The sequence below is a fragment of the Burkholderia sp. SJZ089 genome, from assembly GCF_007828315.1.
Lineage (GTDB): Bacteria > Pseudomonadota > Gammaproteobacteria > Burkholderiales > Burkholderiaceae > Burkholderia > Burkholderia gladioli.
The window spans coordinates 259,615-282,026 of the sequence record NZ_VIUM01000006.1 but is presented as its reverse complement, the minus strand read 5'-3'; the positions used below and the strand labels follow the sequence as shown (position 1 = coordinate 282,026).

Below are 22,412 nucleotides of genomic sequence, written 5' to 3'. Positions count from 1 at the left end.
CGCCCCAGGTCGCGGCTCGCATGACGGTGCCCGCCGTGCCGCACGCGACGCGAACGCGGGCGCGAGCCAGCCGCGCCTGCCCGGCACGACCTGGTGGTTGTCACGCGTGGCCGGGCCTTCGCGATCACCGATCGTCGGGCAACTGCTCGACTGGCTGCTGGCGCAGGGCGACCCGGCGGGCGACGGGACGAACCCCGCCGCCTGAGCCAACCCGCGCGCCGCGCGGCGCCGAACTCAGAGCTGCGCCTCGACGATCGCGCGACCACGAATCGCGCGCTCGACCAGTTGCTCGTCCTCGACCTTGCGGATCGCATCGTCCAGCAGCCCCTCGGGCGCCTCGGTCACCAGCTTCAGCATGCCGGAGAAACCGCGCGCATCGAGCACCACCAGGGTCTCCATCGAATCGGCTCGGCTCACCAGCACGCGGCGCAGGGCCGGGCCGGCGCCGAAGCTGGCACACAGGGAAATCGTCTCGTCGCCGAGCGTGTAGTTGAAGTGCTTGATCATGGCGCACCGTCGCGGCAAGGGGCTGGTCGATGGGCGCGCGCCAGGGCCGGCATGCCGGCGCGTCGGGGCGCGCTGGCGGCGCCGCTCGACAGCTTCGACCGGTCACCGCTATCGGCATGCTAGGGGCCCTGGATTAAGGCGCGCTTAAGAGCCCGAAGGCCCCGACCCACCCGAGCAATCCGGCGCGGCGCGGGCGGCCTTGCCCGCCTCGACGTCGCGCAAGCCGGCCACCGGCACGCGATGCCGGCGCGCGGTCAGGTCGGCGACGATCGACGCGGCGATCTCGGGCGGCGTGCTGCCGCCCAGGTACAGCCCGATCGACACATGCCGGCGCGCGAGGAAGGCCTCGAGCGCGTTCAATGCCCCGCTCCCTGCGCGCGGATCCGCGCCGAGGCCGCTTCCAGATCGCGCCAGGCCGGCTGGTCCGGCGCGTATCGCTTGCGGATGTAGGCGGCCAGCTCGGCCATCTGGCGATCGTCGAATTCGTCGCGGAAGGCCGGCATGTAGCCGAGCGCGGCGGTGGCCGGCTGGGCGATGCCGTTCTGCAGCACGCGCAGCAGGTTGTCGGGATTGGCATGGCTCACGCTGGTGTTGAGGCCCATCAGCGGGCGCACGCCGAAGTGGCCGACACCGCCCGATTCCGCGTGGCAGACCGCGCAGGCCGCATCGAAGGCGCGCCGCCCGTTCTCCATGCCGAGCGTCGAGACCAGCTCCGCGCCGCCGGCGCGCGACGCGGCGGCGGCCGAAGCCGCCTGCGCGTCGACCGAGGGCGACAGCGAGGCGAGGTAATGCGCGATCGCGCGCACGTCGCCCTCGGGCAGCTCGGCCAGCCCCGCCACCACCGGCGCCATCGGCCCGGCCGCCACGCCGTGCTCGGGCGAGAAGCCGGTGCGCAGGTAGCGGAACAGCGCGTCCTCGGTCCAGGGCACCGGCGCCGCGTGCGAGGCGGCGACCAGCGCCGGCGCGTCCCAGCCCTCGGCCTGGCCGCCGCTCAGGTAGGCGAAACCGCCCTTCTCGGCGCCCAGCGCGTTGCGCGGCGAATGGCAGGCGCTGCAATGGCCGGCACCATCGACCAGGTACTTGCCGCGGTTCCACTGCGCCGAGCGCGCCGGATCCGGCACATAGGGCGTGTCGTCGTGATAAAGCCAGTTCCAGCCGGCCACCAGGCGCCGCTGGTTCATCGGGAACGGCAGGCGCGTGGGCGGCGCCGCCGCCTTCACCGCCGGCTGGGACATCAGGTAGGCATACAGCGCGAGCATGTCGGGCTCGCTGAGCCTGGCGAAAGCCGTGTACGGAAAAGCCGGGTAGAGATGATGGCCGTCGCGCGAGATGCCCTCACGCATGGCGCGCGCGAAGGCCGGGTAGGACCAGTTGCCGATACCGGTCTCGGCATCGGGCGTGAGATTGGTCGAATAGATCGTGCCGAACGGCGTTTCGAGCGGGAAGCCGCCCGCGTTGGGCTTGCCGCCCGGCGCCGTGTGGCAGACCGCGCAGTCGCCGGCGATCGCCACCAGGCGGCCGCGCTCGAGCGTCTCGGCGCTCCAGACCTGGGCGCCGCCCGCCGAGCCGGCCGGGATCGGCGCGATCGGCGCGGGGCCCGGCAGCATCGCGCCGGCCAGGCCGATCAGCCCGCCCACCACGCCGCCGATGCCGCCGCCCTTCAGCCAGCGCCGCCAGCGCTGCGCAGCCGTGGGTTGCCGCGCCGCCATCGCGGCGCGCGCCTGGTGCGTGGCCAGCGCCTCGCGCACCGTGCGCGCGTCGAAGGGCGGCGCGCGAAAGCGCACGCCGGTGGCGTCGTAGAGCGCATTCGCGATCGCCGCCGCCGCGGGCGCGGCGGCCCGTTCTAGCCGCGCGCGTTCGGCCGGGTCCAGCGAGGCGAGGTCCGGCGCGGCCGCCAGCTCGCTCGTGGCCTGGCCGGCGCGCGTGAGTTCGTAGGCGAGCGCGTCGCCGCCTGCGCCACCTTCACCGGCGCTCTCGTCGAAGGCATGGCGCGCGGCATGCTGCACGCCGAGCAGGCGCGCCACGGTGGCCTCGACCTGCGCGGCCGCCACGCCGGAGCCACGCGGCAGGCCGTCGGGGCCCGGCTCGCCGGCGCCCTGCCCGGCCACCACGCGACGCAGCGCGACATCGCCGCTGGCCGGATCGACCTCGATGTCGACCACCCAGGCGCTCCAGTCCGGACGCGCGTCGAGCGACGCGGCGCCCGGCGCGCCCTGCTCGGCCCGATCCGCCTCGACGCGCCGCCCGTCGAACGCGAAACCGCGTCCGCGCAACCAGGACGAGGCCGGCACGGCAATCGCCGGCGCCTGCCATCGGGCCCGCTCGCTCACCATGCGGATCACCGCCTGCGCGCCCGCGTCGGCGACCGGATCGAGATGGCGCAGGCGCAGTTCGACGGGATCGGCGCGCAACTCGGCCGCGCATTCGTCGAGACCCGATTCGCGCGCGAACACATGCGCATGCGCCGGAATCGCGAACGCGGGATCCTCCACCTCGATGCGCGCCTCGGCGTGCCGATAGACGAAGGGCAAGGCGCGCCCGCCATACGCGCCATACGCGCCAGAATCCCCATGAGCAGGCGCCTCGCCCGATACCGGCACCGGCCGCGAACGCGCCTCGCCGCTCGCCGTCGACAGGCGCGCCCGGTAGCGCCAGCTCGCGAGCCGCCCCTGCTCCGAGATCCCCGCCTCGACCTCGAGCATCGCGCTCACGCCCGGCGTGCCGGTCGGCCAGCCGTATTCGGCATGGCGCCGCGAGGCCACCTCGGCCTCCCGGCCCGCCTCGTGCCCGCCCCGCGCCGCCAGGCTTGCCGCCGGCGCCTCGCGCGCCTCGGCCAGCGCCGTCGACTCGGCTTGGTTCACCGCGCGATCAGGCTTCATGGTCGGCTTGCAGATAACGTGCCGCGCGCTGCACGGCGCGCACGATCTCGAGATGGGTGCCGCAGCGGCACAGATTGAAACGCAGCGCCTCGCGGATCGCCGCGTCGTCGGGCGCCGGCTCGCGATCGAGCAGGGCCTTGGCGCTCATGATCATGCCGTTCAGGCAGTAGCCGCATTGCGCGGCCTGCTCCTCGATGAAGGCACGCTGGATCGGATGCAGCGCCTCGGGCGTGCCGAGCCCTTCGAGCGTGGTGACCTCGCGCCCGCTCGCGGCGCCGGCCGGCACCACGCAGGAACGCGTTGCCTGGCCATCGACCAGCACCGTGCAGGCGCCGCATTGGCCGAGCCCGCAGCCGTACTTCGGGCCGTTCAGGGCGAAATCGTTACGCAGGATCAGCAGCAGGGGCGTGTCGGGCGCGGCGTCGGGGACGCTGCGCGCCTCGCCGTTGACGCGGAGCGTGAGCGGCCCCGCAGGATGGCCGGAATGCGACATGACAGACTCGATTCAATAGGCCGACGCGCGTGGCAGACGCGCGAGCCGGCAGGCAACTCCGCGCGGCGCAGGCCGCGCGATTCCGTTATACCTCGCCGAAATTCCGGCGGGGCGGCCTCGAACTTCCGTCAGACCTCGCCGCCCCCTCGTTCCGCGGGGCGCCCGGCCAGCGCCCCTTGCCGCGCAACCGCCTCAGCCGGCCACCGGCTCGCGGCTCGGTGCCTCCAGCGGCACGCCGAACACATCATAGGCGAACACCCAGGCCGGGTCCTCGTTGGTGCGCAGCCAGGTGTTGTTGTGCGAGACCAGCTGCACCTTCGAGGCGCGCGCCGCGCGGTTCGCCTCGTAGAGCGCGAAGGCGTTCGCGTAGTCGGCGATGCCGACCTCGTCGAGGCAGCGCGCGAGCATCGCCGCGTCCTCGATCGCCATCGCCGCGCCCTGCGCCATGTGGGGCTTCATCGGGTGGCAGGCGTCGCCGAGCAGCACCAGCCGGCCGCGGCTCCAGAGCGGCAGCGGGTCGCGTTCGAGCAGCGGCCACTTGGTGATCGAGGGCGAGACGTCGATCAAATGCTGGATGTCGGGATGGAAACCGTCGAAGGCCTCGCGCATCTCCTCGCGGCTGCTGTCGACCATCGACACGCCGGCCGGCCACTCGGCCTGCGGCACGCCCGTCACGTAGTAATACTCGTCGCGCTTCTCGGTGACGTAGTAGACCATCATGTGGCGGTCTCCCGACCACCACTTCACGCACATGTCGTAGGGCTTGTTGTCGAGCAGCGAGGCCGGGAACACCGCGCGATGCGCCACGTAACCGGTGTAGCGCGGCGGCTCGGCGCCGAGCAGGTGCTCGCGCAGCCGCGAATTCACGCCGTCCGCGCCGATCGCGATATCGGCCGTCTCCACCGTGCCGTCGTCGAAAGTGAGGCGCACCTCGCTGCCGGTGTCCTCGATCGCCGTGAGCTTGCGGCCGAAGGCGATGGTGCCCGGCGCCACGGCCTGGGTCATCAGCGCGTGGAAATCGCCGCGATGCACGGTCAGGTAGCTCGCGCCGTAGGTCTTCAGCGCGAAATCGCCGAGCGGGATCTGCGACATGACCTCGGCCGTGATGCCGTCGCGGCTGTACCAGAAATCCGGATGCGAACCCATCGCGTTCAGCGCGTCCTCGCAGCCGATCCTGCGCATGATCTTCATCACGTTCGGGCCGAGGTGGATGCCGGCGCCGAGCCGCGAGAACGACGGCGCCTGCTCGTAGAGCCGCACGTCGTAGCCGCTGCGCTGCAGCAGCGCGGCGGCGGCGGTGCCGCCGAGGCCGGCGCCCACGATCGCGATACGGGGTTGCTTCATCGGAATCTCCTCATCTGAGCGCCGGCGGCGGGGACGGTCGGCCACGGCGCTGGTTACGTTGAAATCTAGCGTACACACTGCAAAATATTCGCACAAGCAAAAATTTTCGCACCGTATCCGGGCACGCCGCCCGCACCAAAATCGATCGAATAATCGGCAATCAAAGGGATTACCCTTAAGCCTCCGGCATTTTTGAGACGTTGTGATATTCAAATGTACACGCTAGACTTTGCCTCAGATCCGGCGATCGCCCGGCGCCGATGCCGGCATCAACGCGACGCCGCCCGACGCCAATCCGCCGCCATCCATTCGCAGCCCAGGAGCCCCTGATGACCCGCACCTTCCGCATCGGCCAGATCGTGCCGAGCTCGAACACCACCATGGAAACCGAGATCCCCGCGATGCTGCGGCTGCGCGAGGCGATCCGCCCGGAGCGCTTCACCTTCCATTCGAGCCGCATGCGCATGAAGAAGGTGGTCAAGGAAGAACTGGCCGCGATGGATGCCGAATCCGATCGCTGCGCGCTCGAGCTGTCGGACGCGCGCGTCGACGTGCTCGGCTACGCCTGCCTGGTGGCGATCATGGCGATGGGCCGCGGCTACCACCGCGTTTCGCAGGAACGCCTGACGCGCCACACCGCCGAGAACGGCGCCAAGGCACCGGTGCTGACCAGCGCGGGCGCGCTGGTCGACGCGCTGAAGGTGATCGGCGCGAAGAAGATCGTGGTGGTCGCGCCCTACATGAAGCCGCTCACCGAGCTGGTGGTCGACTACATCGGCCACGAGGGTTATGAAGTGATCGCCTGGCGCGCGCTCGAGATCCCCGACAACCTCGACGTCGGCCGCCACGATCCGGCGCGCCTGCCCGAGATCGTCAAGAGCCTGCCCTACCAGGACGCCGACGCGATCGTGCTGTCGGCCTGCGTGCAGATGCCCTCGCTGCCGGCGGTGGCCAAGGTCGAGGCGATGACGGGCAAGCCGGTGATCACCGCCGCGATCGCCACCACCTACTCGATCCTGCGCGAACTCGATCTCGAGCCGATCGTGCCGGGCGCCGGCGCGCTGCTGTCGGGCGCTTACTGAGCGAGGCCGCCATCATGAGCTCCACCTTCCTGTACGGCGCCAACGTCCACGCCAACGGCATCCGCCAGCACTACCTGCGCTACGGCGGCGCGAGCGGCGAGCGCGCCGCGCGGCCCGCCGTGATCCTGATTCCCGGCATCACCAGCCCGGCCATCACCTGGGGTTTCGTCGGCGAGGTGTTCGGCGCGCGCTTCGACACCTATGTGATCGATGTGCGCGGCCGCGGCCTGTCCTCCGCCTCGGACACGCTCGACTACAGCCTCGACGCGCAGGCCGCCGACGTGGCCGCGCTGGCCGCGGCGCTGAAACTCGAACGTTACGCGCTGGTCGGCCATTCGATGGGCGCGCGCATCGCCGCGCGCGCCGCGCTGCGGATCGAGGCGGCCCTCGAATCGGTGGTGCTGGTCGATCCGCCCGTCTCGGGGCCGGGCCGCCGCGACTATCCGGGCAAGCTGCCCTGGTACGTCGACTCGATGGCGCTGGCGCGTGCCGGCACCGACGCCGAGGGCATGCGCGCCTTCTGCCCGAGCTGGACCGACGAGGAACTGCGCTTGCGCGCCGAATGGCTGCACACCTGCGACGAGCGCGCCGTGCTGGCCTCCTACGAAGGTTTCCACCAGGACGATTTCCATGCCGACGCGGCGCGGCTGCGCGTGAGCTCGCTGCTGATCACCGCCGAGCGCGGCGACGTGGTGCGCGACGAGGACGTGGCCGAGCTGCAGCGCGCCACCCCGGCGATGCGCCATGTGCGCGTGCCGGCCGCCGGCCACATGATTCCCTGGGACAACGCGGCCGGCTTCTACGCGGCCTTCGGCGATTTCCTCGGCGCGCCGCTGGTGCCCGCCGCGGCCGCTGCCTGATTCGAACGGAGCCGAACATGCCGATTAGCGATTTCCAATTGATCGACGCGTGGAAGCGCGTGCTGACGCTGTCGCGCCTCGAGGCGGGGCAGACCGTGACGATCCTCACCAGCTCCTCCACCCATCCGCAGACGCTGTCCTGCGCGCTGATCGCCACCCAGCAGATGGGCGCCATCGTGAACCGCCTGGACCTGCCGCCCGTAAACGGCGAGAAGGCCTTCAGCCGCGATTCGCTGGCCTATCTCGGCACCACGCCGCTGACCGGCAACCGCGCCGCGATCGCGGCCCTGAAGGCCAGCGACCTGGTGCTCGACCTGATGACCCTGCTGTTCTCCCCGGAGCAGCACGACATCCTGAAGTCCGGCACCAAGATCCTGCTGGCCGTCGAGCCGCCCGAGGTGCTGGCGCGCCTGGTGCCCACCGAGGGCGACCGCACGCGCGTGCTGGCCGCCGCCGCGAAGATCTCGGCCGCGCGCGAGATGCGCGTCAGCTCGCCGGCCGGCACCGCGCTGGTCTGCCCGCTCGGCGATTTCGGGCCGACCGCCGAATACGGCTACGTCGACGAGCCGGGCCGCTGGGACCACTGGCCGAGCGGCTTCGCGCTGACCTTCCCGAACGACCGTGGCGCGCAGGGCACCATCGTGATCGATCGCGGCGACATCCTGCTGCCGCAGAAGCACTATGTGTCCGAGCCGATCGTGCTGACGGTGGAAGGCGGTTACGCCACCCGTATCGAGGGCGGCGTGGATGCCGCGCTGCTGCGCGACTACATGGAGACCTTCCAGGATCCCGAAGGTTATGCGATCTCGCATATCGGCTGGGGGCTGCAGCCGCGCGCGCGCTGGTCCACGCTGGGCCTCTACGATCGCGAGGCCACCATCGGCATGGACGCGCGCGCCTTCGAGGGCAATTTCCTGTTCTCGCTCGGCCCGAACAACGAGGGCGGCGGCGATCGCACCACCACCTGCCATATCGACATTCCCCTGCGCCACTGCACCGTGCAGCTCGACGACGACGTCGTGGTGCGCGACGGGCGCGTGCTCGACCAACCCGCCTGACGAGGCCCGCGCATGAGCACCATCGATACACTGTCCCGCCACGCCGAAGCCGGCGTCTACCGCCAGCAGGGTTTCGGCACGCCGCTGCCGCCGGCCGGCAACATCGGCCTGCTGATCATCGACCTGGTGGTCGGCTTCGCCGATCCCGCCACCTTCGGCGGCGGCAACATCCCTGCCGCGATCGCGCGCACGCGCCAGGCGCTGTCGATCGCGCGCGAACGCGGCTGGCCGGTCGCGCACAGCCGCATCGTCTATGCCGAGGACGGCAGCGACGACAACGTGTTCTCGCTGAAGGTACCCGGCATGGCCACCCTCACCGAGGATCACCCGAACAGCCAGATCGTCCCCGAGCTCACGCCCGCGGCCGGCGAGCTGGTGGTGCGCAAGCAGGTGCCCTCGGCCTTCTTCGGCACCCAGCTCGCGCCCTGGCTCACCCAGCGCGCGGTGCGCACCCTGCTGGTGGCCGGCGCGGTGACCAGCGGCTGCGTGCGCGCCAGCGTGGTGGACGCGATGTCGTTCGGCTTCCGGCCCTTCGTGCTGTCCGACTGCGTGGGCGACCGCGCGATCGCCCCGCACGAGGCCAACCTGTTCGACATGGCGCAGAAGTACGCGGCCGTGATGCCGCTCGACGAGGCGATCGCCGCGATCGAGGCGGTGCAGGCGGCGCGCTGAGGTCGAGGTCGAAGCCGCATTCGCCCTCGCCGCTCCGGCTCGCCTGGCGCTGGCCCGGCGACGGCAAGCGGGCGAAGGCTGCCGGGACTGAATTGACCGGCTCGATTCATCGGCTCGATTCACCGGCCCGACTTGCCCGCAAGATTGACCGGCGCGTTTTGGCCGACTAGATTGCCGGATGCCGGCGCGCCTCGCGCCCCGTCGTCCGGCGCTCCTCCCTCCTCGCGGAACCGATGCCCGTGAACCGCTCCGAACTGCTTGCCCGCGACGGCTGCCTGAGCGTGATCCGGCGCCCCGTGCCCCCCGTCAAGCCCGCCCCGGGCCAGCCCGGCAGCCTGTCCTCGTACACGCCCGAGGTGCCCGAGGTGTTCGTCGCGATCCTCGACGACGGCCGCGTGCTCGCCTTCAACGGTCACGTCGACCTCGGCACCGGCATCCGCACCTCGCTGGGCCAGATCGTCGCCGAGGAACTGGACCTGCTGCCGTCCCAGGTCGAGATGCTGCTAGGCGACACGGCGGCGACACCGAACCAGGGCCCGACGATCGCCAGCGCGACCATCCAGATCTCCGCCAAGCCCTTGCGCGCGGCGGCTGCCCAGGCGCGCCGCAAGCTGCTCGAACTGGCCGCCGCGCGCCTGGGCGTGCCGCTCGAACGGCTCGCGAGCGACGGCGGTGTCGTTTCGATCGTCGATGGCGATGGCGATGGCGATGGCGATGGCGATGGCGATGGCGATGGCAAGGATCAGCGCGGCAGCCCGATCGACGCAAGCCGGCGCCTGAGCTTCGCGGAACTGGTCCGCGGCCAGCGCCTCGCGCTGGAGCTCGACCTCGACACGCCCGTCAAGGACCCATCGCGCTACCGCGTGATCGGCCGCTCGTCGCCGCGCGTCGACCTGCCCGCCAAGGCCACCGGCCAGCTCACCTTCGTGCACGACATGCGCGTGCCCGGCATGCTGCATGGCCGCGTGATCCGTCCGCCCTACAGCGGACTGGACAGCGGCCCCTTCGTCGGCCGCCTGCTCGCCGGCGTCGAGCGCGAGTCGATCGCCCATCTGCCCGGCATCGTCGCGGTGGTGACGCTGGGCGATTTCGTCGGCGTGGTGGCCGAGCGCGAGGAACAGGCGATGCGCGCGGCGCGCGAGCTGCGCGTGCGCTGGCATCCGCTGCCGCCGCTGCCCTCGCTCGACGATCCGCGCGCGGCGATCGAGGCCGCGCCGGCCACGCGCCGCCCGCTGCTGGAGCAAGGCGATGTCGAGGCGGCGCGCGACACGCCCGGCGCGACCACCCTCTCGCGCACCTACGTCTGGCCCTACCAGTTGCACGGCTCGATCGGCCCGTCCTGCGCACTGGCCGACTACCGCGCCGCGGGAGCAGGCCGCATCACCGTGTGGTCCGGCACGCAGAACCCCGTCACGCTGCGCTACGACCTCGCCACCCTGGTCGGCCGCGACGAGGCCGATCTCGACATCGTGCGCATGGAAGCGGCCGGCTGCTACGGCCGCAACGGCGCCGACGACGTCTGCGGCGATGCGCTGCTGCTCTCGCGCGCGGTCGGCCGCCCGGTGCGCGTGCAGCTCACGCGCGCCGACGAACATCTGTGGGAGCCCAAGGGCACCGGCCAGGTGGTCTCGATCACCGGCACCGTGAGCCGCGACGGCCGCCTGCTCGGTTACGATTTCGCCACCCGCTACCCGTCCAACGACGCGCCGCTGCTGGCCTCGCTGCTGACCGGCACGATCTGCGCCGAGCCGCGCGTGTTCGAGATGGGCGATCGCACCGCGGTATCGCCCTACGAGAGCCCGAACCGGCGCTTCGTCTGCGACGACCTCGCGCCGCTGGTGCGTTCCTCGTGGTTTCGCGGCGTGTCCGCGCTACCGAATTCCTTCGCCCACGATGCCTTCGCCGACGAATGCGCGGCGCTGGCCGGCGTCGATCCGCTGGAATTCCGGCTGCGCCACCTGGCCGACACGCGCGCGGCCGAGTTGCTGCAGGCGGTGGCGCAGCGCGCCGGCTGGGTGTCGCGGCCGCAGGCGAGGCCCGACGAGGCGCGGCTCGCGCGCGGACGCGGCATCGCCTACGCGCGCTACGTGCACAGCCGCTTCCCCGGCTTCGGCGCGGCCTGGTCGGCCTGGATCGTCGAGCTGCTGGTGGATCGCGTGACGGGCGAGATACGGGTGGAGCGCGTGACGGTCGGCCAGGACACCGGCACCATGATCAACCCCTACGGCGTGCGCCACCAGATCCACGGCAACGTGATCCAGGTGCTGAGCCGCTCGCTGAAGGAGCGCGTGCGCTTCGTGGACGGGAAGGTGGCCACGCGCGAATGGGCCAGCTACCCGATCCTGACCTTCCCCGAGCTGCCCGCCGTGGACGTGGTGCTGATGCCGCGCCAGGGCGAGCCGCCGCTCGGCGCGGGCGAATCGGCCTCGGTGCCGGGGCCGGCCGCGCTCGCCAATGCGATCTTCGACGCGACCGGCGTGCGCCTGTACGCGCCGCCTTTCAATGCGGAGACGGTGAGGGAAGGATTGCGCGCCGCCGGCCGCCTGCTGGAAGCGTCGGCGCCGGAGCGTGCCTGAGCACGCCGCGCGCCGTCAGGCGCCGGTCGGTGCTGCCTGGCGTGGCTGGCGTCGATTGATGCCGCCCGAGGCCGGCGAACGCAGGCAAGCGCCGCGAAACATGCCGAGCCTCGCATCTCATGCCGGCCGCGCATCCCGGCACGCCGCGCCCGAGCAGCGCGGCGCCGACGCTCATTCGCCGTCGCTCTCCAGCATCTTGTTGAGCAGGTACTGCAACGCGACGCGCTCGCCCACGTTCAGCGCCCCATAGGTGCGCTCGGTCACCTGCTTGGCGAAGGGCACGGTGCGATCGATCAGCGCCAGCCCGGTGGCGGTGGCGCGCACCAGCAGCTTGCGCCCGTCGCTCGGATCGGGCAGCACCTCCACCAGCGAGCGCACCTTGAGCCGCTCGACCACGCCGCGGATGGTGGCCTGGTCGATCGCCGTGACCTTGACGATGTCGTTCAGCGAACAGCCCCTGGTTTCCTTGACCGTGCAGAGCGTGACGAACTGCGCGGCCGTCAGGTCGGAATCCGGGATCGCCTCCTGGAAGATCGCGACGTGGCGCTGGTAGGCGCGTCGCAGCAGATGGCCGATCTGGTCGTGAAAATCGTAGGAATCGCGGGAGGACGGCATGAACGGCGGGGCCTGGCGGCCCGAGGTCGAAAGTGAGGAAGTGTACACCCTCGAGTTTCGTATTCCTCACGGGATTGGCCCGTCGTCGCGCCTGCATCGGGTGTCACGCGTCACGGCGCGAACAGGCACGGAAGATGCATGCAGTCCACGGGCATCGAATCATGATGTACACGCTTCAATTTATGGCGTACTCGCACTATCCGGGTGCAAGCCGATCGCGCCGGATCGAGGCCCGTGCACCGATCCGGCATTGATGAAAACACCTAGCAAAACAAGGCATCCAGCGCCTATAAAGAGATTGCGGAGGATCGTTTCCCGGCTCTCGTTTCAGGCCGGTTTTTGTAGTGTGTACGCTCATTAAATGGCGTGATATACAGACTCCCGGGCGTCATCGCGCAAGTGACCGTAGCGACCGGCACCAACCCAACCGTCCTATCCGAACAGGGGCAGTCCCATGTCAACGACTCATCCGAACGCGGCCGTGCCGGCCGCCCCGGCGCAACACGCGGCGCTGTACCGCAAGGTCACGATCCGTCTCGTCACGATCTTCTGTCTCTGCTATTTCGCGGCCTACCTGGACCGCATCAACATCGGCCTGGCCAAGCTGCAGATGCTCGACGCGCTGAAGTTCAGCGATTCGATCTACGGGCTCGGCGCCGGGCTGTTCTTCGCCGGCTACATCCTGTTCGAGGTGCCGAGCAACCTGGTGCTGCAGCGCGTGGGCGCGAAGCTCTGGATCGCGCGGATCATGATCACCTGGGGCATCCTGTCGGGCGCCACCCTGCTGGTGAAGACGCCGACCCAGTTCTACGTGCTGCGCTTCCTGCTCGGCGCGGCCGAGGCCGGCTTCCTGCCCGGCGTGCTGCTGTACCTGACGCAGTGGTACCCCGACGCGCGCCGCGCCCGCATCGTCGCGCTGTTCATGGTCGGCCTGCCGCTGTCGAGCATGGTGGGCAGCCCGATCTCGGGCTGGATCATGCGCGCCTTCGACGGCGCGCATGGCCTGGGCGGCTGGCAGTGGCTGTTCCTGCTGGAAGCGCTGCCCTCGATCGTGCTCGGCTTCGCGGTGCTGCGCTGGCTGCCGAACTCGATCGAGACCGCCGCCTGGCTGGCCGAGGACGAGAAGAAAACCTTGCGCGCCAATCTCGACAGCGACGCGGGCGGCCACAAGAGCCATGCGCTGCTGCGCGCCTTCACCGACCCGAAGGTCTGGGCGCTCGGCATGATCGACCTGTGCGTGCTGCTCGGGCTCTACGCGGTGAGTTTCTGGCTGCCCACCATCCTGCGCGACACCGGCGTCAAGGACGCCTACCAGATCGGCTGGCTGATGGTGATCCCGAACGCGGCGGCCGTGCTCGCCACGCTCTACTGCGGCGCCAGCTCGGACCGCACGCGCGAGCGTCGCTGGCATATCGTGGTGCCCTTCGCGGTGGCGGCCGTCTCGCTGGTGATCGCGGCGGCCGCGCCGCACGGCACGCTGGGCACGCTGATCCTGTTCTCTCTGGTCAATGCCGGCGCGGCCGCGGCGATGCCGGTGGTCTGGTCGCTGCCCTCGATGTTCCTGAAGGGCGCCGCCGCCGCGGGCGGGATCGCCTTCGCCTGCTCGCTGGCCAACCTGGGCGGCTTCGGCAGCACCTACTTCATCGGCTGGCTGCGCGACACCTTCCATACCCAAAGCGCCGGCCTGTACGGCTTCGCGGTCTGCATGCTGGTGGGCTGCGCGCTCGCGCTGGCTTACCCGAAGCAGCTCGTGAACCGCTGAAACGCGCGCGCCTGTGCGCATCCTCGCGCCGCACCGGCAACTCGCCGCGCGCGGCGTTTTTCATGGCGCGTGCAAACGATATCGCGCGGCACCGTTGCCGGCCCCACCGGAGTGTTTTCGAGGTACCCGACATGGCATGCCGGCAACGGAAACCCGGGCGAAATAGAGAGCCCGGCGATCAGCGGCGAGCCAATAAATCGGCGATTGATATCCGGCTCGCTGTTGGCAACCAGCTTCGGCCGGGCCCGAAACGGAAAACGGGCGACGCAAGGCGCCGCCCGTTCGACTGCCACTCACTGCATTGCTTCCGACACAACTGCTACAGCCTGCTTCAACGGTACTCACTGCGTACTTCCTGCTACAGACTTGCGTGCTACCTGCTGCAACTTCAACCACCCACCACTGCAAGACAACAACGACTGCGACCTCAACCACTACCACTCACCAGCTACTACCACTCACTGCCTGCATCGCGGGCGGATCCGATCGAATGCGATCATTTCGCATCACTGAATGAATCGGCAAGCTCGCCGCCCGCGATCACGATGCCGTGCTCAGGGATGGCTGTACATCGCGTCCCAGTCGGACTTCGAGACGCCGCGGCCGATCGGGCTGCCGGCCTGCACCTTGTTGCTGACGCCGCCGTAGCCGCTGGTGTCGGCGCCGTTCAGCGCGGCCACCTTCTTCTCGGCTGCCAGGATGTCATCGGGATAGCGCGGATCGGAGCCCGCGGCCGGACGCCAGCCGGTCTGCTCGAGCTGCACCAGTTCGGCGCGCACCTGGGCACGCGTCACGGCGCCATTCGATTGGGTTTGGGCGAATGCAGCGGCGGGAACCACGAGGGCGGCTGCGATGGCGACGGCTTGAATCAGGTTCTTCATGATCGATACCTCCAGGATGTTGTGCGTTCGGTCGCTGTGTTGCTCAACCGATGGACTGAAGTGTAGGACGCATCGAAACCTAGGGTTAACACCTAAATCGCGACAACAGTGTTTCCATATGAAGAACAAATCCCCGCCAAGCCTTGCCGGGCGGGGCTCGCGGCGCTGCCCGGAAAGCCCGGGGCGGGCCGGATATCCCTACTGATGCATCGGCAAGCACCACCGGCGGCCGTTCGCTTTCAAGGCTTTCAACGAACCTCGGCCGCCTTCCCGGCCTGCGCGGCCTCGGCGGCGGCGGCCACGCAGGCCGCGAAGGTCGCCGCCGCCGCCGGCCGTTCGCCTGCCGTGCGCTCGACGTAACCGATCTCGCGGCTCGGCGGATCGCCGTCGAGCGGCAGCGCCACCGCCGTGCGCGGAATCCGCAGCGCCGCCGCCTGCGGCACCAGGGCGACGCCGACGCCGCGCGCCACCAGCTCCACGATGGCCTGCAGCTCGTCGAGCTCGACCACGTCCTGCACGTTCAGGCGCATCTTGCGCAGCCAGCGCTCGACGATTCGGCCCCCGAAGGAATTCCGGTCGTAGCGGATGAAGGGTTCGCTCTTGAGCAGCGCGCGCCAGTCGCCATTGCGCTGCGCGCGCGGCACCAGCAGCGTGAAGGGCTCCCGCACCAGCGCGCGCCACTGCAGTTCGGCCGGCAGCGCGAACGGCGGCTTGATCAGCACCGCGCCGTCCACCTCGCCCGAATCGACCTGCGCGAGCAGGTTCAGCGACACGCCCGGCATCACGCGCACGCGCCAGCCCGGCGCGCGTTCGCGGAACAGCGCGATGGCCTGCACCAGCAGGGAGGTCTGCGCCGAGGCGATCGCGCCGATCCGCAGCAGCCCCGTGTCGGGCTCCGCCGCGCCCTCGTTGGCCAGGCGCGCATAGACGGCCAGCAGTTCCTCGGCGCGCTCGACGGTGCGCCGCCCCGCCGCGTTCAGCGTGGCCGAGCGGCCGGTGCGATCGAACAGCGTGAAGCCGAGCTCGTCCTCCAGCCGCTGGATCTGCGCGCTGACCGCCGACTGGGTCAGGCCCACCTGGGCGCCGGCGCGCGCGAAGGTGCCGTAGCGCACCACCGAAAGAAAGGTCTTCAGCTCGCGGATCATGGTTCGATTGATCGAAATTATTTGTGCCAAGTCACAAAATATATCGTTTTTCAGCGAATTTTGTCATGCATAGACTGGCTCTCATCTCGCGTGACCAGCCCCGCCCTGGCGCCGGCCGGCACGCTCCCCCGCATTCGAACCACCCCGCAATGGATGTCGACATGAGCACCACGAGCCTTACCCAACCGCCCTTCCACCTGGCCTTCCCGGTCCACAGCATCGCCAGCGCGCGCGAGTTCTACGGCGACCTGCTCGGCTGCCCCGAGGGCCGCAGCGCGCCCGAGTGGGTCGACTTCAATTTCTACGGCCACCAGATCGTCGCGCACCTGGCGCCCGAGGAATGCGGCCATCGCCATACCAGCGCCGTCGACGGCGACGCCGTGCCGGTGCGCCACTTCGGCGTGGTGCTGTCGATGTCGCAATGGGAGGAGGCCGCGGCCAGGCTGCAGGCCGCCGACATGAAGTTCATCATCGAGCCGCACGTGCGCTTCAAGGGCGAGGTGGGCGAGCAGGCCACCATGTTCTTCCTCGATCCGTCGGGCAATGCGCTCGAATTCAAGGCCTTCGCGAACATCGATTCGCTGTTCGCGAAGTAAGCACGCCCCGCCGCCCGAGCCACGTCACGCCACGTCCGCGATGCGCCACTCACTCCCCGCCCAGCCCGCGCCCGCCAACGGCGCCACGCGCTGGACGCTCGCGCCCTCGGGCGAGCGCCTGCTGATCGTCGACCTGCATGCCCCGGACCTGCGCCGCGCCAACCTGGCCGCGCGTCGCGCGGCGGCCGCGATCGGCGCGGCGCGCCTGCCCTTCGTGCTCGACATCGTGCCGGCGATGGCCACCGTGGGCGTGCACTACGCGCTGGAGCGGGTGCCCTTCACGCGCGCCGACGGCTCGCCCTACGTCGCGCTGGAACGCCTGATCGGCGCCTGTCTGGCCGAGGCCTGGCAGGCCGGCGAGGGCCATGCCGACGAGGCCGAGGCGGGCCGCGTGATCGAGATCCCGATCTGCTACGGCGGCCTGCACGGTCCCGATCTGGCCGGCGTGGCCCAGGCCTGCGGCATCACGGAATCCGAAGTGATCCGCCGCCACAGCGCGAGCCTGGTGGACGTGATGATGCTCGGCTTCGCGCCGGGGCACCCCTACCTCGGCCTGTTCGATCCGGCGCTGGCGGTGGCGCGGCGCGCCACGCCGCGCACCTCGGTGGCCTCGGGCTCGGTGGGCCTGGCCAATCGCCAGTCGGTGATCTACCCGAGCATGCTGCCGGGCGGCTGGAACGTGATCGGCCGCACCCCGCTGACGCTGTTCGACGCCACGCGCGAGACGCCCTGCCTGGTGGCCGCGGGCGACCGCGTGCGCTTCGTGCCGATCGGCGAGGACGAATTCCGCGCCGCCAACGAACATCTCCCGAGGAAGGCCGCATGAGCATCGAGGTGATCCGTCCCGGCGCGCTCAGCTCGTTCCAGGACCTGGGGCGCGGCGGCTATCAGCATCTGGGCGTGCCGGCCAACGGCGCGATGGACGAGCGCGCGCACCGGCTCGCCAACGCGCTGGTCGGCAACGCGCCCGGCGAGGCCACGCTCGAGATCACGCTGACCGGCCCCACGCTGCGCTTTCATCGCGCCGCCGTGATCGCCGTGTGCGGCGCCGACCTCGACGCCTGGCTCGACGAGCAGCCGCTGCCGCGCGAGCGCGCGGTGGTCGCGCCGGTCGGCAGCACGCTGAGCTTCGAGCGCCGCCGCAGCGGCGTGCGCGCCTACCTGGCGGTGCGCGGCGGCTTCGAGCTGGCCATGCCGATGGGCAGCGCCAGCACCGCGCTGCGCGCCGGCTACGGCGGCCATCGCGGCCGCGCGCTGCGCCGCGGCGACACGCTGACGATGCGCGAGCGCTATCCCTCGTTCCGCGAGCGCCCCGACTACGGCGAGGTGTTCGCGCCCGGCGTGCTGCGCGCGGCGGGCGAGCCGCTGCGTGTCGTCGCCGGCCGCGAATGGGCGCGCTTCACGCCGCACGCGCAGGCGGCCCTGCTCAACACCGTGTATCGCGTGAGCCCGCAGTCGGACCGCATGGGCTACCGGCTCGAAGGCCTGCCGCTGAGTCTGCTCGAACCGTTCGAGGCAGCCTCCGAGGCACTGTCCTGCGGCACCGTGCAGGTGCCGCCCGACGGCCAGCCGATCGTGCTGATGGCCGACCGCCAGACCACCGGCGGCTACCCGAAGATCGCCCAGGTCTGCTCGGTGGATCTGCCGCGCCTGGCGCAAACCCTGCCGGGCGAATCGATCGCCTTCGAACGGGTCGAGCTGGCCGAGGCGCAGCGCCTGGCGCTGGCGCAGGCGCGCGGCTTCGACACCTGGGAGCGGCGCGATGCGCACTGAACTCGACTTCAACAGCGACCTGGGCGAAAGCTTCGGCGTCTACCGGCTCGGCAACGACGCGGCCGTGCTGCCGCACGTCAGCTCGGCCAACATCGCCTGCGGCTTCCACGCCGGCGACCCGCGCACCATCGCCCGCACCGTGAAGGCGGCGCGCGCGGCCGGCGCCGCGATCGGCGCGCATCCCGGTTATCCCGACCTGGTCGGCTTCGGCCGCCGCGAGATGCAACTGAGCGCCGAGGAACTCTACGAGATCACCGTCTACCAGGTCGGCGCCGTGAAGGCCTTCGCCGAGGCGGCCGGCTCGCGGCTCTCGCACGTCAAGCCGCACGGCGCGCTGTACAACCTGGCCGCGCGCCGCCGCGAGATCGCCGAGCCGCTGTGCGCCGCGGTGCGCGATGTCGACCCGGGCCTGATCTTCTACGGCCTGGCCGGCTCGGCGCTGGTGGAGGCCGCGCGCGACGCCGGGCTGGCGGTGGCGCAGGAGGTGTTCGCCGATCGCACCTACCAGGACGACGGCACCCTCACGCCGCGCAGCGACCCGCGCGCGCTGATCACCGACATCGAGATCTCGATCCGGCAGGTGTTCGAGATGCTGCGCGAGGGCGTGGTCACTTCGGTCAACGGCATGGCCGTGCCGATCCAGGCCGACACGCTCTGCATCCACGGCGATCAGCCCGGCGCCGCGCTGTTCGCGCAACGGATCCGCGCCGCGCTCGACGCGGCCGGCATCGCGGTGCGCCCGCCGCGCGCGAGCCTGCCGGCCACCGCCGCCGGCTGACGCCGTCTTCGCTTTTCCACGCCGACCCCACCGGCTCAAATCCTCAGGAGTCCAGATGTTGAACGCAAGCACGGCAGAGCTCCCGGCGGCAGCGGCGGATGCCGACAGCACCGCCTCGTCCCGCGCCATCGCGCGCAAGGCCGCGCTGGCGGCCGCCGCCGGCACGGCGATCGAATACTACGAGTTCGGCGTCTACGGCTACATGGCCGCGCTGATCGGGCCGCTGTTCTTCCCGGCCGACCATCCCACCGCCGCGCTGCTGTCGATCCTGGCGATCTTCGGCAGCGCCTTCCTGATGCGGCCGATCGGCGGCATCGTGCTGGGGCGGCTGGGCGATCGCGTGGGCCGGCGCGCCGTCTTGCTGGTGACGGTGCTCGGCATGGGAATCGCCACCGCGGCGGTAGGCCTGCTGCCGACCGCCGCCACCGCCGGCGTGGCCGCGCCGGTGGCGCTGCTGCTGGCACGCCTCGCGCAAGGCTTCTTCTCCGGCGCCGAGGTGACGGGCGCGGCCACCTATCTCGCCGAATCGGCGCCGCGCGGCCGGCGCGGCTTCTACGGCGCCTTCACGCCGGTGGGCGTGGCGATCGGCGGGGCGCTGGCCGCCACCGTCTGCGGGCTGACCACGGCCCTGGTCGGCGCCGAGCAGATGCATGCCGGCGGCTGGCGCATCCCGTTCCTGGCGGCGCTGCCGCTGGTGCTGCTGTCGGCGCTGATCCGCAAGCGCGTGGACGAATCGGTGGCGTTCCGCCAGTCGGCGGCGCGCCACGAAACCGTCAAGGCGCCGCTCTCCGAGCTGTTCGCGCATCACCGCGCGGCCCTGCTGAAGGTGTTCCTGATCTCGCTGGGCCAGAACGCCGGCTACTGGGTCGGCTTCATCTTCATGAACATCTACCTGACCAGCTACCTGAAGTACGACAAGGCCAGCGTGTTCACCCTGATGGCCGTGATCAGCCTCGCGATGGCGGCCCTGATGCCCTTGTGGGGCGGGCTGTCGGATCGCATCGGCCGGCGCCGCGTGCTGCTGGTCGGCTTCGCCGGCTACATCGCGCTGATCTTCCCGATGATGGTGCTGATGAACCAGCAGAGCTTCGCGCTGGCCGCGCTGGCGATGTTCGTGGTGGCGCTGCCGATGCCGGCCGTGCAGTCGGTCGGCTACCCCACCTACGCCGAGCAGTTCCCCACCCGCGTGCGCTACACCGGCATGGCCTTCAGCTTCAACTTCGGCGCGATGCTCGGCGGCGGCGTGACGCCCTACCTGGCCACCGCGCTGATCGGCAGCACCGGCAACCTGATGTCGCCGGCCTTCCTGATGGTGGGTGCGCTCGTGATCGGCGGCCTGGCCCTGCTGAGGATGCGCGAGACGGCCGATGCCGCGCTCGATTGACGACCGAATGGGGATCGCTCCCGGATGAACACGATCGACTCCGGCGCCCTGCGCGCCTCGCCCGATGCCCCCGCGCTCGACACGCCCCGCGCCGCGCGGCTGGCGTTCCGCGCCGGCTACGACGGCAATACGAGCGGCGCCGCGCCGGGCCACGCGCAAGGCAACCTGGTGATCCTGCCGGCCGCCTGGGCCGACGATTTCGCCGCCTACTGCCGCGCCAACCCGACGCCCTGCCCGCTGATCGGCATGACCGAGCCGGGCAGCCCGCTGCTGCCCGCGCTCGGCGAGGATCTGGACCTGCGCCGCGACCTGCCGCGCTATCGCGTCTGGCGCGACGGCGTGCTGGTCGACGAACCGCGCGAGATCGCGGCGCTCTGGCGGGACGATTTCGTCGGCTTCGTGATCGGCTGCTCGCTGTCCTTCGAACATGCCCTGGAGCAGGCCGGGCTGCGCGTGCGGCACGTCGACGAGCGCAAGGTGGTGCCGATGTACCGCAGCGCGATCCCGACCGTGCCGGTGGGGCCGTTCCGCGGGCCTACCGTGGTCTCGATGCGGCCCTACACGGCCGAGCAAACCGCGATCGCCTTCGAGGTCTGCGCGCGCCTGCCCGGCGCGCACGGCGCGCCGCTGCATGTCGGCGATCCGGCCGCGATCGGCATCGCCGACGTGAACCGTCCCGACGAAGGCGAGCCCACCGAGATCCGTGCCGGCGAGCAGCCGGTGTTCTGGGGTTGCGGCGTCACTCCGCAGGCGGCCGTGATCGAGGCGCGCCCGCCGATCTGCATCACGCATGCGCCGGGCTACATGCTGGTCTGCGATCCGCTGGTGGCGGATCTGCGCCTGGTTTGAGCGTCAGGCGCGCTGGGCGCTTGGGCTTGGCTCAGGCGCAGACCGCCGCACCGGCCGCGTGCCGCGCTCGCCAGGCCCGCCCCGCACGCGAGGCACCAGGCCGACCCAGCGCGCGCGAGATGAATTCGCCGGCCTCGACCAGCCGCGCCAGGTCCACCCCGGTCTCGATCCCCAGCCCCTCGCAGAGATAGGCCAGGTCCTCGCTGGCGAGATTGCCGGTCGCGCCCGGCGAGAACGGGCAGCCGCCGATCCCCGCCACCGAGGCGTCGAAGATGGCGATGCCGGCCGCCAGCGCCGCGCAGACGTTCGCCACCGCCATCCCCCAGGTATCGTGGAAATGCCCGGCCAGCGCCGCGAGCGGCACCTCGCGCGCGCAGGCCGCCACCAGGCGCCGGGTGGCGAGCGGCGTGCCGCGCCCGACCGTGTCGCCGAGGCTGATCTCATGACAGCCCATCCGGTACAGCTCGCCCGCCACCGCCGCCGCCTGCGCCGGCGCGACCTCGCCCTGGTACGGGCAGGCCATCACGCAGGACACGTAGCCGCGCACCGGCACGCCCGCCTCGCGAGCCGCCTCGATCACCGGCACGAAGCGCGCGAGGCTCTCGGCGATCGAGCATTCGATATTGGCTCGCGAGAAGGCCTCGGTGGCCGCCGCGAACACGGCGACCTCGTCGCAGCGCGCCGCGAGCGCCGCCTCCAGCCCGCGCCGGTTCGGCACCAGCGCCGACAGCACCACGCCCTCGCGACGCGGCAGCGCGTGCAGCACCTCGGCGCCGTCGGCCATCTGCGGCACGCGCCGCGGCGAGACGAAGGCGGCCGCCTCGATATGCCCGAGCCCGGCATCGGCCAGCCGCTCGATCAGCTCGACCTTGGTTGCGGTCGCAACCAGCGTTGCCTCGTTCTGCAGGCCATCGCGCGGCCCCACCTCGACGATGCGCACGCGTGCCGGAAGCGGCACGCCGCTTGCGTCACCGAAGCCGCCGCCCGGCGTACCGCGTTCGGTCGGCGCCATGTTCGGCCGTTGCCAATGCGCCCTCGGCGGCGCGGGAAATGTGCATCGCATCGTGTCGTCCTCCGTGTCGAAGCGCGCCGTCGGGCGCGGCGGAACGCGAAGCGGCCCGCGGCCCGACTATCGGATCCGCGCGCCCGCGCGGCAAG

General features: G+C 71.1%; 21 protein-coding genes. 12 read left to right on the top strand and 9 right to left on the bottom strand.

All coding sequences use genetic code 11. The features are described from left to right. Window positions 1-234: 234 nt before the first annotated feature. The 5 genes from FB600_RS13705 to FB600_RS13685 all read right to left on the bottom strand — a co-directional run bounded on the left by FB600_RS13705 (window position 235) and on the right by FB600_RS13685 (window position 5,223). Complete coding sequence (locus FB600_RS13705) at window positions 235-507, bottom strand: hypothetical protein (RefSeq protein WP_017921582.1); 273 nt, start codon at window positions 505-507, stop codon at window positions 235-237. Between the two features lie 144 nt (window positions 508-651). Further along, window positions 652-867, bottom strand: a complete 216-nt coding sequence (locus FB600_RS13700) for a hypothetical protein (RefSeq protein ID WP_096749381.1) — start codon at window positions 865-867, stop codon at window positions 652-654. Next, entirely contained in the window at window positions 864-3,386 is a 2,523-nt protein-coding gene (locus FB600_RS13695) for a c-type cytochrome (RefSeq protein ID WP_145756893.1), read from the bottom strand. The genes FB600_RS13700 and FB600_RS13695 overlap by 4 nt, the downstream gene beginning before the upstream one ends. Then, window positions 3,376-3,879, bottom strand: coding sequence for a (2Fe-2S)-binding protein (locus tag FB600_RS13690; RefSeq protein ID WP_096749383.1), 504 nt, complete (start codon window positions 3,877-3,879; stop codon window positions 3,376-3,378). Before FB600_RS13690 ends, FB600_RS13695 begins: the two co-directional genes overlap by 11 nt. Window positions 3,880-4,071: 192 nt before the next feature. Then, a complete protein-coding gene (locus tag FB600_RS13685) occupies window positions 4,072-5,223 on the bottom strand; it encodes an FAD-dependent monooxygenase (protein WP_105859001.1) in 1,152 nt (383 codons plus the stop codon). A 329-nt stretch (window positions 5,224-5,552) separates the two neighbouring features. Between FB600_RS13685 and FB600_RS13680 the strand changes: the two genes are divergently transcribed. The 5 genes from FB600_RS13680 (at window position 5,553) to FB600_RS13660 (ending at window position 11,471) form a co-directional block, all read left to right on the top strand. Then, window positions 5,553-6,305 carry an Asp/Glu racemase gene (locus FB600_RS13680; RefSeq protein ID WP_013697294.1) on the top strand — a complete coding sequence of 251 codons (753 nt, stop codon included), beginning with the start codon at window positions 5,553-5,555 and terminating at the stop codon, window positions 6,303-6,305. 14 nt (window positions 6,306-6,319) lie between these two features. Continuing rightward, complete coding sequence (locus FB600_RS13675; RefSeq protein WP_098181161.1) at window positions 6,320-7,165, top strand: alpha/beta fold hydrolase; 846 nt, start codon at window positions 6,320-6,322, stop codon at window positions 7,163-7,165. A 17-nt stretch (window positions 7,166-7,182) separates the two neighbouring features. Continuing rightward, window positions 7,183-8,223: a 2,5-dihydroxypyridine 5,6-dioxygenase gene (locus FB600_RS13670; protein ID WP_096749386.1), complete on the top strand. Its 1,041-nt coding sequence runs from the start codon at window positions 7,183-7,185 to the stop codon at window positions 8,221-8,223. A gap of 21 nt (window positions 8,224-8,244) precedes the next feature. Beyond that, entirely contained in the window at window positions 8,245-8,895 is a 651-nt protein-coding gene (locus tag FB600_RS13665) for an isochorismatase family protein (protein ID WP_096750637.1), read from the top strand. A gap of 239 nt (window positions 8,896-9,134) precedes the next feature. Then, window positions 9,135-11,471, top strand: coding sequence for a xanthine dehydrogenase family protein molybdopterin-binding subunit (locus FB600_RS13660; RefSeq protein ID WP_145756894.1), 2,337 nt, complete (start codon window positions 9,135-9,137; stop codon window positions 11,469-11,471). Between the two features lie 171 nt (window positions 11,472-11,642). Here FB600_RS13660 and FB600_RS13655 read toward each other — a convergent pair whose 3' ends face one another. Continuing rightward, complete coding sequence (locus FB600_RS13655; protein WP_013697289.1) at window positions 11,643-12,086, bottom strand: MarR family winged helix-turn-helix transcriptional regulator; 444 nt, start codon at window positions 12,084-12,086, stop codon at window positions 11,643-11,645. A 454-nt stretch (window positions 12,087-12,540) separates the two neighbouring features. Between FB600_RS13655 and FB600_RS13650 the strand changes: the two genes are divergently transcribed. Further along, window positions 12,541-13,848 carry an MFS transporter gene (locus tag FB600_RS13650; protein WP_013697288.1) on the top strand — a complete coding sequence of 436 codons (1,308 nt, stop codon included), beginning with the start codon at window positions 12,541-12,543 and terminating at the stop codon, window positions 13,846-13,848. A gap of 554 nt (window positions 13,849-14,402) precedes the next feature. On the opposite strand, the gene FB600_RS13645 is transcribed toward FB600_RS13650, so the two are convergent. Next, window positions 14,403-14,729 (bottom strand): DUF4148 domain-containing protein, encoded by a 327-nt coding sequence (locus FB600_RS13645; protein ID WP_013697287.1) that lies wholly within the window; start codon window positions 14,727-14,729, stop codon window positions 14,403-14,405. A 248-nt stretch (window positions 14,730-14,977) separates the two neighbouring features. Beyond that, window positions 14,978-15,874, bottom strand: a complete 897-nt coding sequence (locus FB600_RS13640) for a LysR family transcriptional regulator (protein ID WP_046578818.1) — start codon at window positions 15,872-15,874, stop codon at window positions 14,978-14,980. Between the two features lie 161 nt (window positions 15,875-16,035). Between FB600_RS13640 and FB600_RS13635 the strand changes: the two genes are divergently transcribed. The 6 genes from FB600_RS13635 to FB600_RS13610 are packed head-to-tail and all read left to right on the top strand — an operon-like array spanning window position 16,036 to window position 21,254. Then, window positions 16,036-16,470 (top strand): VOC family protein, encoded by a 435-nt coding sequence (locus FB600_RS13635; RefSeq protein WP_098181966.1) that lies wholly within the window; start codon window positions 16,036-16,038, stop codon window positions 16,468-16,470. Window positions 16,471-16,510: 40 nt separating this feature from the next. Continuing rightward, on the top strand, window positions 16,511-17,296 hold the full coding sequence (gene pxpB, locus FB600_RS13630; protein WP_105820078.1) for a 5-oxoprolinase subunit PxpB: 786 nt from the start codon (window positions 16,511-16,513) through the stop codon (window positions 17,294-17,296). Further along, on the top strand, window positions 17,293-18,243 hold the full coding sequence (locus FB600_RS13625) for a biotin-dependent carboxyltransferase family protein (protein ID WP_145756895.1): 951 nt from the start codon (window positions 17,293-17,295) through the stop codon (window positions 18,241-18,243). The genes pxpB and FB600_RS13625 overlap by 4 nt, the downstream gene beginning before the upstream one ends. Further along, the gene (locus tag FB600_RS13620) at window positions 18,233-19,021 is read left to right on the top strand and encodes a LamB/YcsF family protein (RefSeq protein ID WP_098154293.1); all 789 of its coding nucleotides are present in this window, start codon (window positions 18,233-18,235) and stop codon (window positions 19,019-19,021) included. Before FB600_RS13625 ends, FB600_RS13620 begins: the two co-directional genes overlap by 11 nt. A gap of 55 nt (window positions 19,022-19,076) precedes the next feature. Beyond that, complete coding sequence (locus tag FB600_RS13615) at window positions 19,077-20,405, top strand: MFS transporter (RefSeq protein ID WP_098154294.1); 1,329 nt, start codon at window positions 19,077-19,079, stop codon at window positions 20,403-20,405. A gap of 24 nt (window positions 20,406-20,429) precedes the next feature. Continuing rightward, the gene (locus FB600_RS13610) at window positions 20,430-21,254 is read left to right on the top strand and encodes a putative hydro-lyase (RefSeq protein ID WP_096749393.1); all 825 of its coding nucleotides are present in this window, start codon (window positions 20,430-20,432) and stop codon (window positions 21,252-21,254) included. Between the two features lie 31 nt (window positions 21,255-21,285). Here the strand turns inward: FB600_RS13610 and FB600_RS13605 are convergent, their stop codons facing one another. After that, window positions 21,286-22,212, bottom strand: a complete 927-nt coding sequence (locus FB600_RS13605) for a hydroxymethylglutaryl-CoA lyase (protein WP_208451159.1) — start codon at window positions 22,210-22,212, stop codon at window positions 21,286-21,288. Window positions 22,213-22,412: the final 200 nt, after the last annotated feature.

Coding starts and splice junctions, on each gene's coding strand:
- FB600_RS13640 (WP_046578818.1), bottom strand. CDS start 15,874: ATGATCCGCGAGCTGAAGACCTTTCTTTCGGTGGTGCGCTACGGCACC.
- FB600_RS13615 (WP_098154294.1), top strand. CDS start 19,077: ATGTTGAACGCAAGCACGGCAGAGCTCCCGGCGGCAGCGGCGGATGCC.
- FB600_RS13675 (WP_098181161.1), top strand. CDS start 6,320: ATGAGCTCCACCTTCCTGTACGGCGCCAACGTCCACGCCAACGGCATC.
- FB600_RS13695 (WP_145756893.1), bottom strand. CDS start 3,386: ATGAAGCCTGATCGCGCGGTGAACCAAGCCGAGTCGACGGCGCTGGCC.
- FB600_RS13655 (WP_013697289.1), bottom strand. CDS start 12,086: ATGCCGTCCTCCCGCGATTCCTACGATTTTCACGACCAGATCGGCCAT.
- FB600_RS13610 (WP_096749393.1), top strand. CDS start 20,430: ATGAACACGATCGACTCCGGCGCCCTGCGCGCCTCGCCCGATGCCCCC.
- FB600_RS13690 (WP_096749383.1), bottom strand. CDS start 3,879: ATGTCGCATTCCGGCCATCCTGCGGGGCCGCTCACGCTCCGCGTCAAC.
- FB600_RS13620 (WP_098154293.1), top strand. CDS start 18,233: ATGCGCACTGAACTCGACTTCAACAGCGACCTGGGCGAAAGCTTCGGC.
- pxpB (WP_105820078.1), top strand. CDS start 16,511: ATGCGCCACTCACTCCCCGCCCAGCCCGCGCCCGCCAACGGCGCCACG.
- FB600_RS13680 (WP_013697294.1), top strand. CDS start 5,553: ATGACCCGCACCTTCCGCATCGGCCAGATCGTGCCGAGCTCGAACACC.
- FB600_RS13650 (WP_013697288.1), top strand. CDS start 12,541: ATGTCAACGACTCATCCGAACGCGGCCGTGCCGGCCGCCCCGGCGCAA.
- FB600_RS13625 (WP_145756895.1), top strand. CDS start 17,293: ATGAGCATCGAGGTGATCCGTCCCGGCGCGCTCAGCTCGTTCCAGGAC.
- FB600_RS13705 (WP_017921582.1), bottom strand. CDS start 507: ATGATCAAGCACTTCAACTACACGCTCGGCGACGAGACGATTTCCCTG.
- FB600_RS13645 (WP_013697287.1), bottom strand. CDS start 14,729: ATGAAGAACCTGATTCAAGCCGTCGCCATCGCAGCCGCCCTCGTGGTT.
- FB600_RS13635 (WP_098181966.1), top strand. CDS start 16,036: ATGAGCACCACGAGCCTTACCCAACCGCCCTTCCACCTGGCCTTCCCG.
- FB600_RS13685 (WP_105859001.1), bottom strand. CDS start 5,223: ATGAAGCAACCCCGTATCGCGATCGTGGGCGCCGGCCTCGGCGGCACC.
- FB600_RS13670 (WP_096749386.1), top strand. CDS start 7,183: ATGCCGATTAGCGATTTCCAATTGATCGACGCGTGGAAGCGCGTGCTG.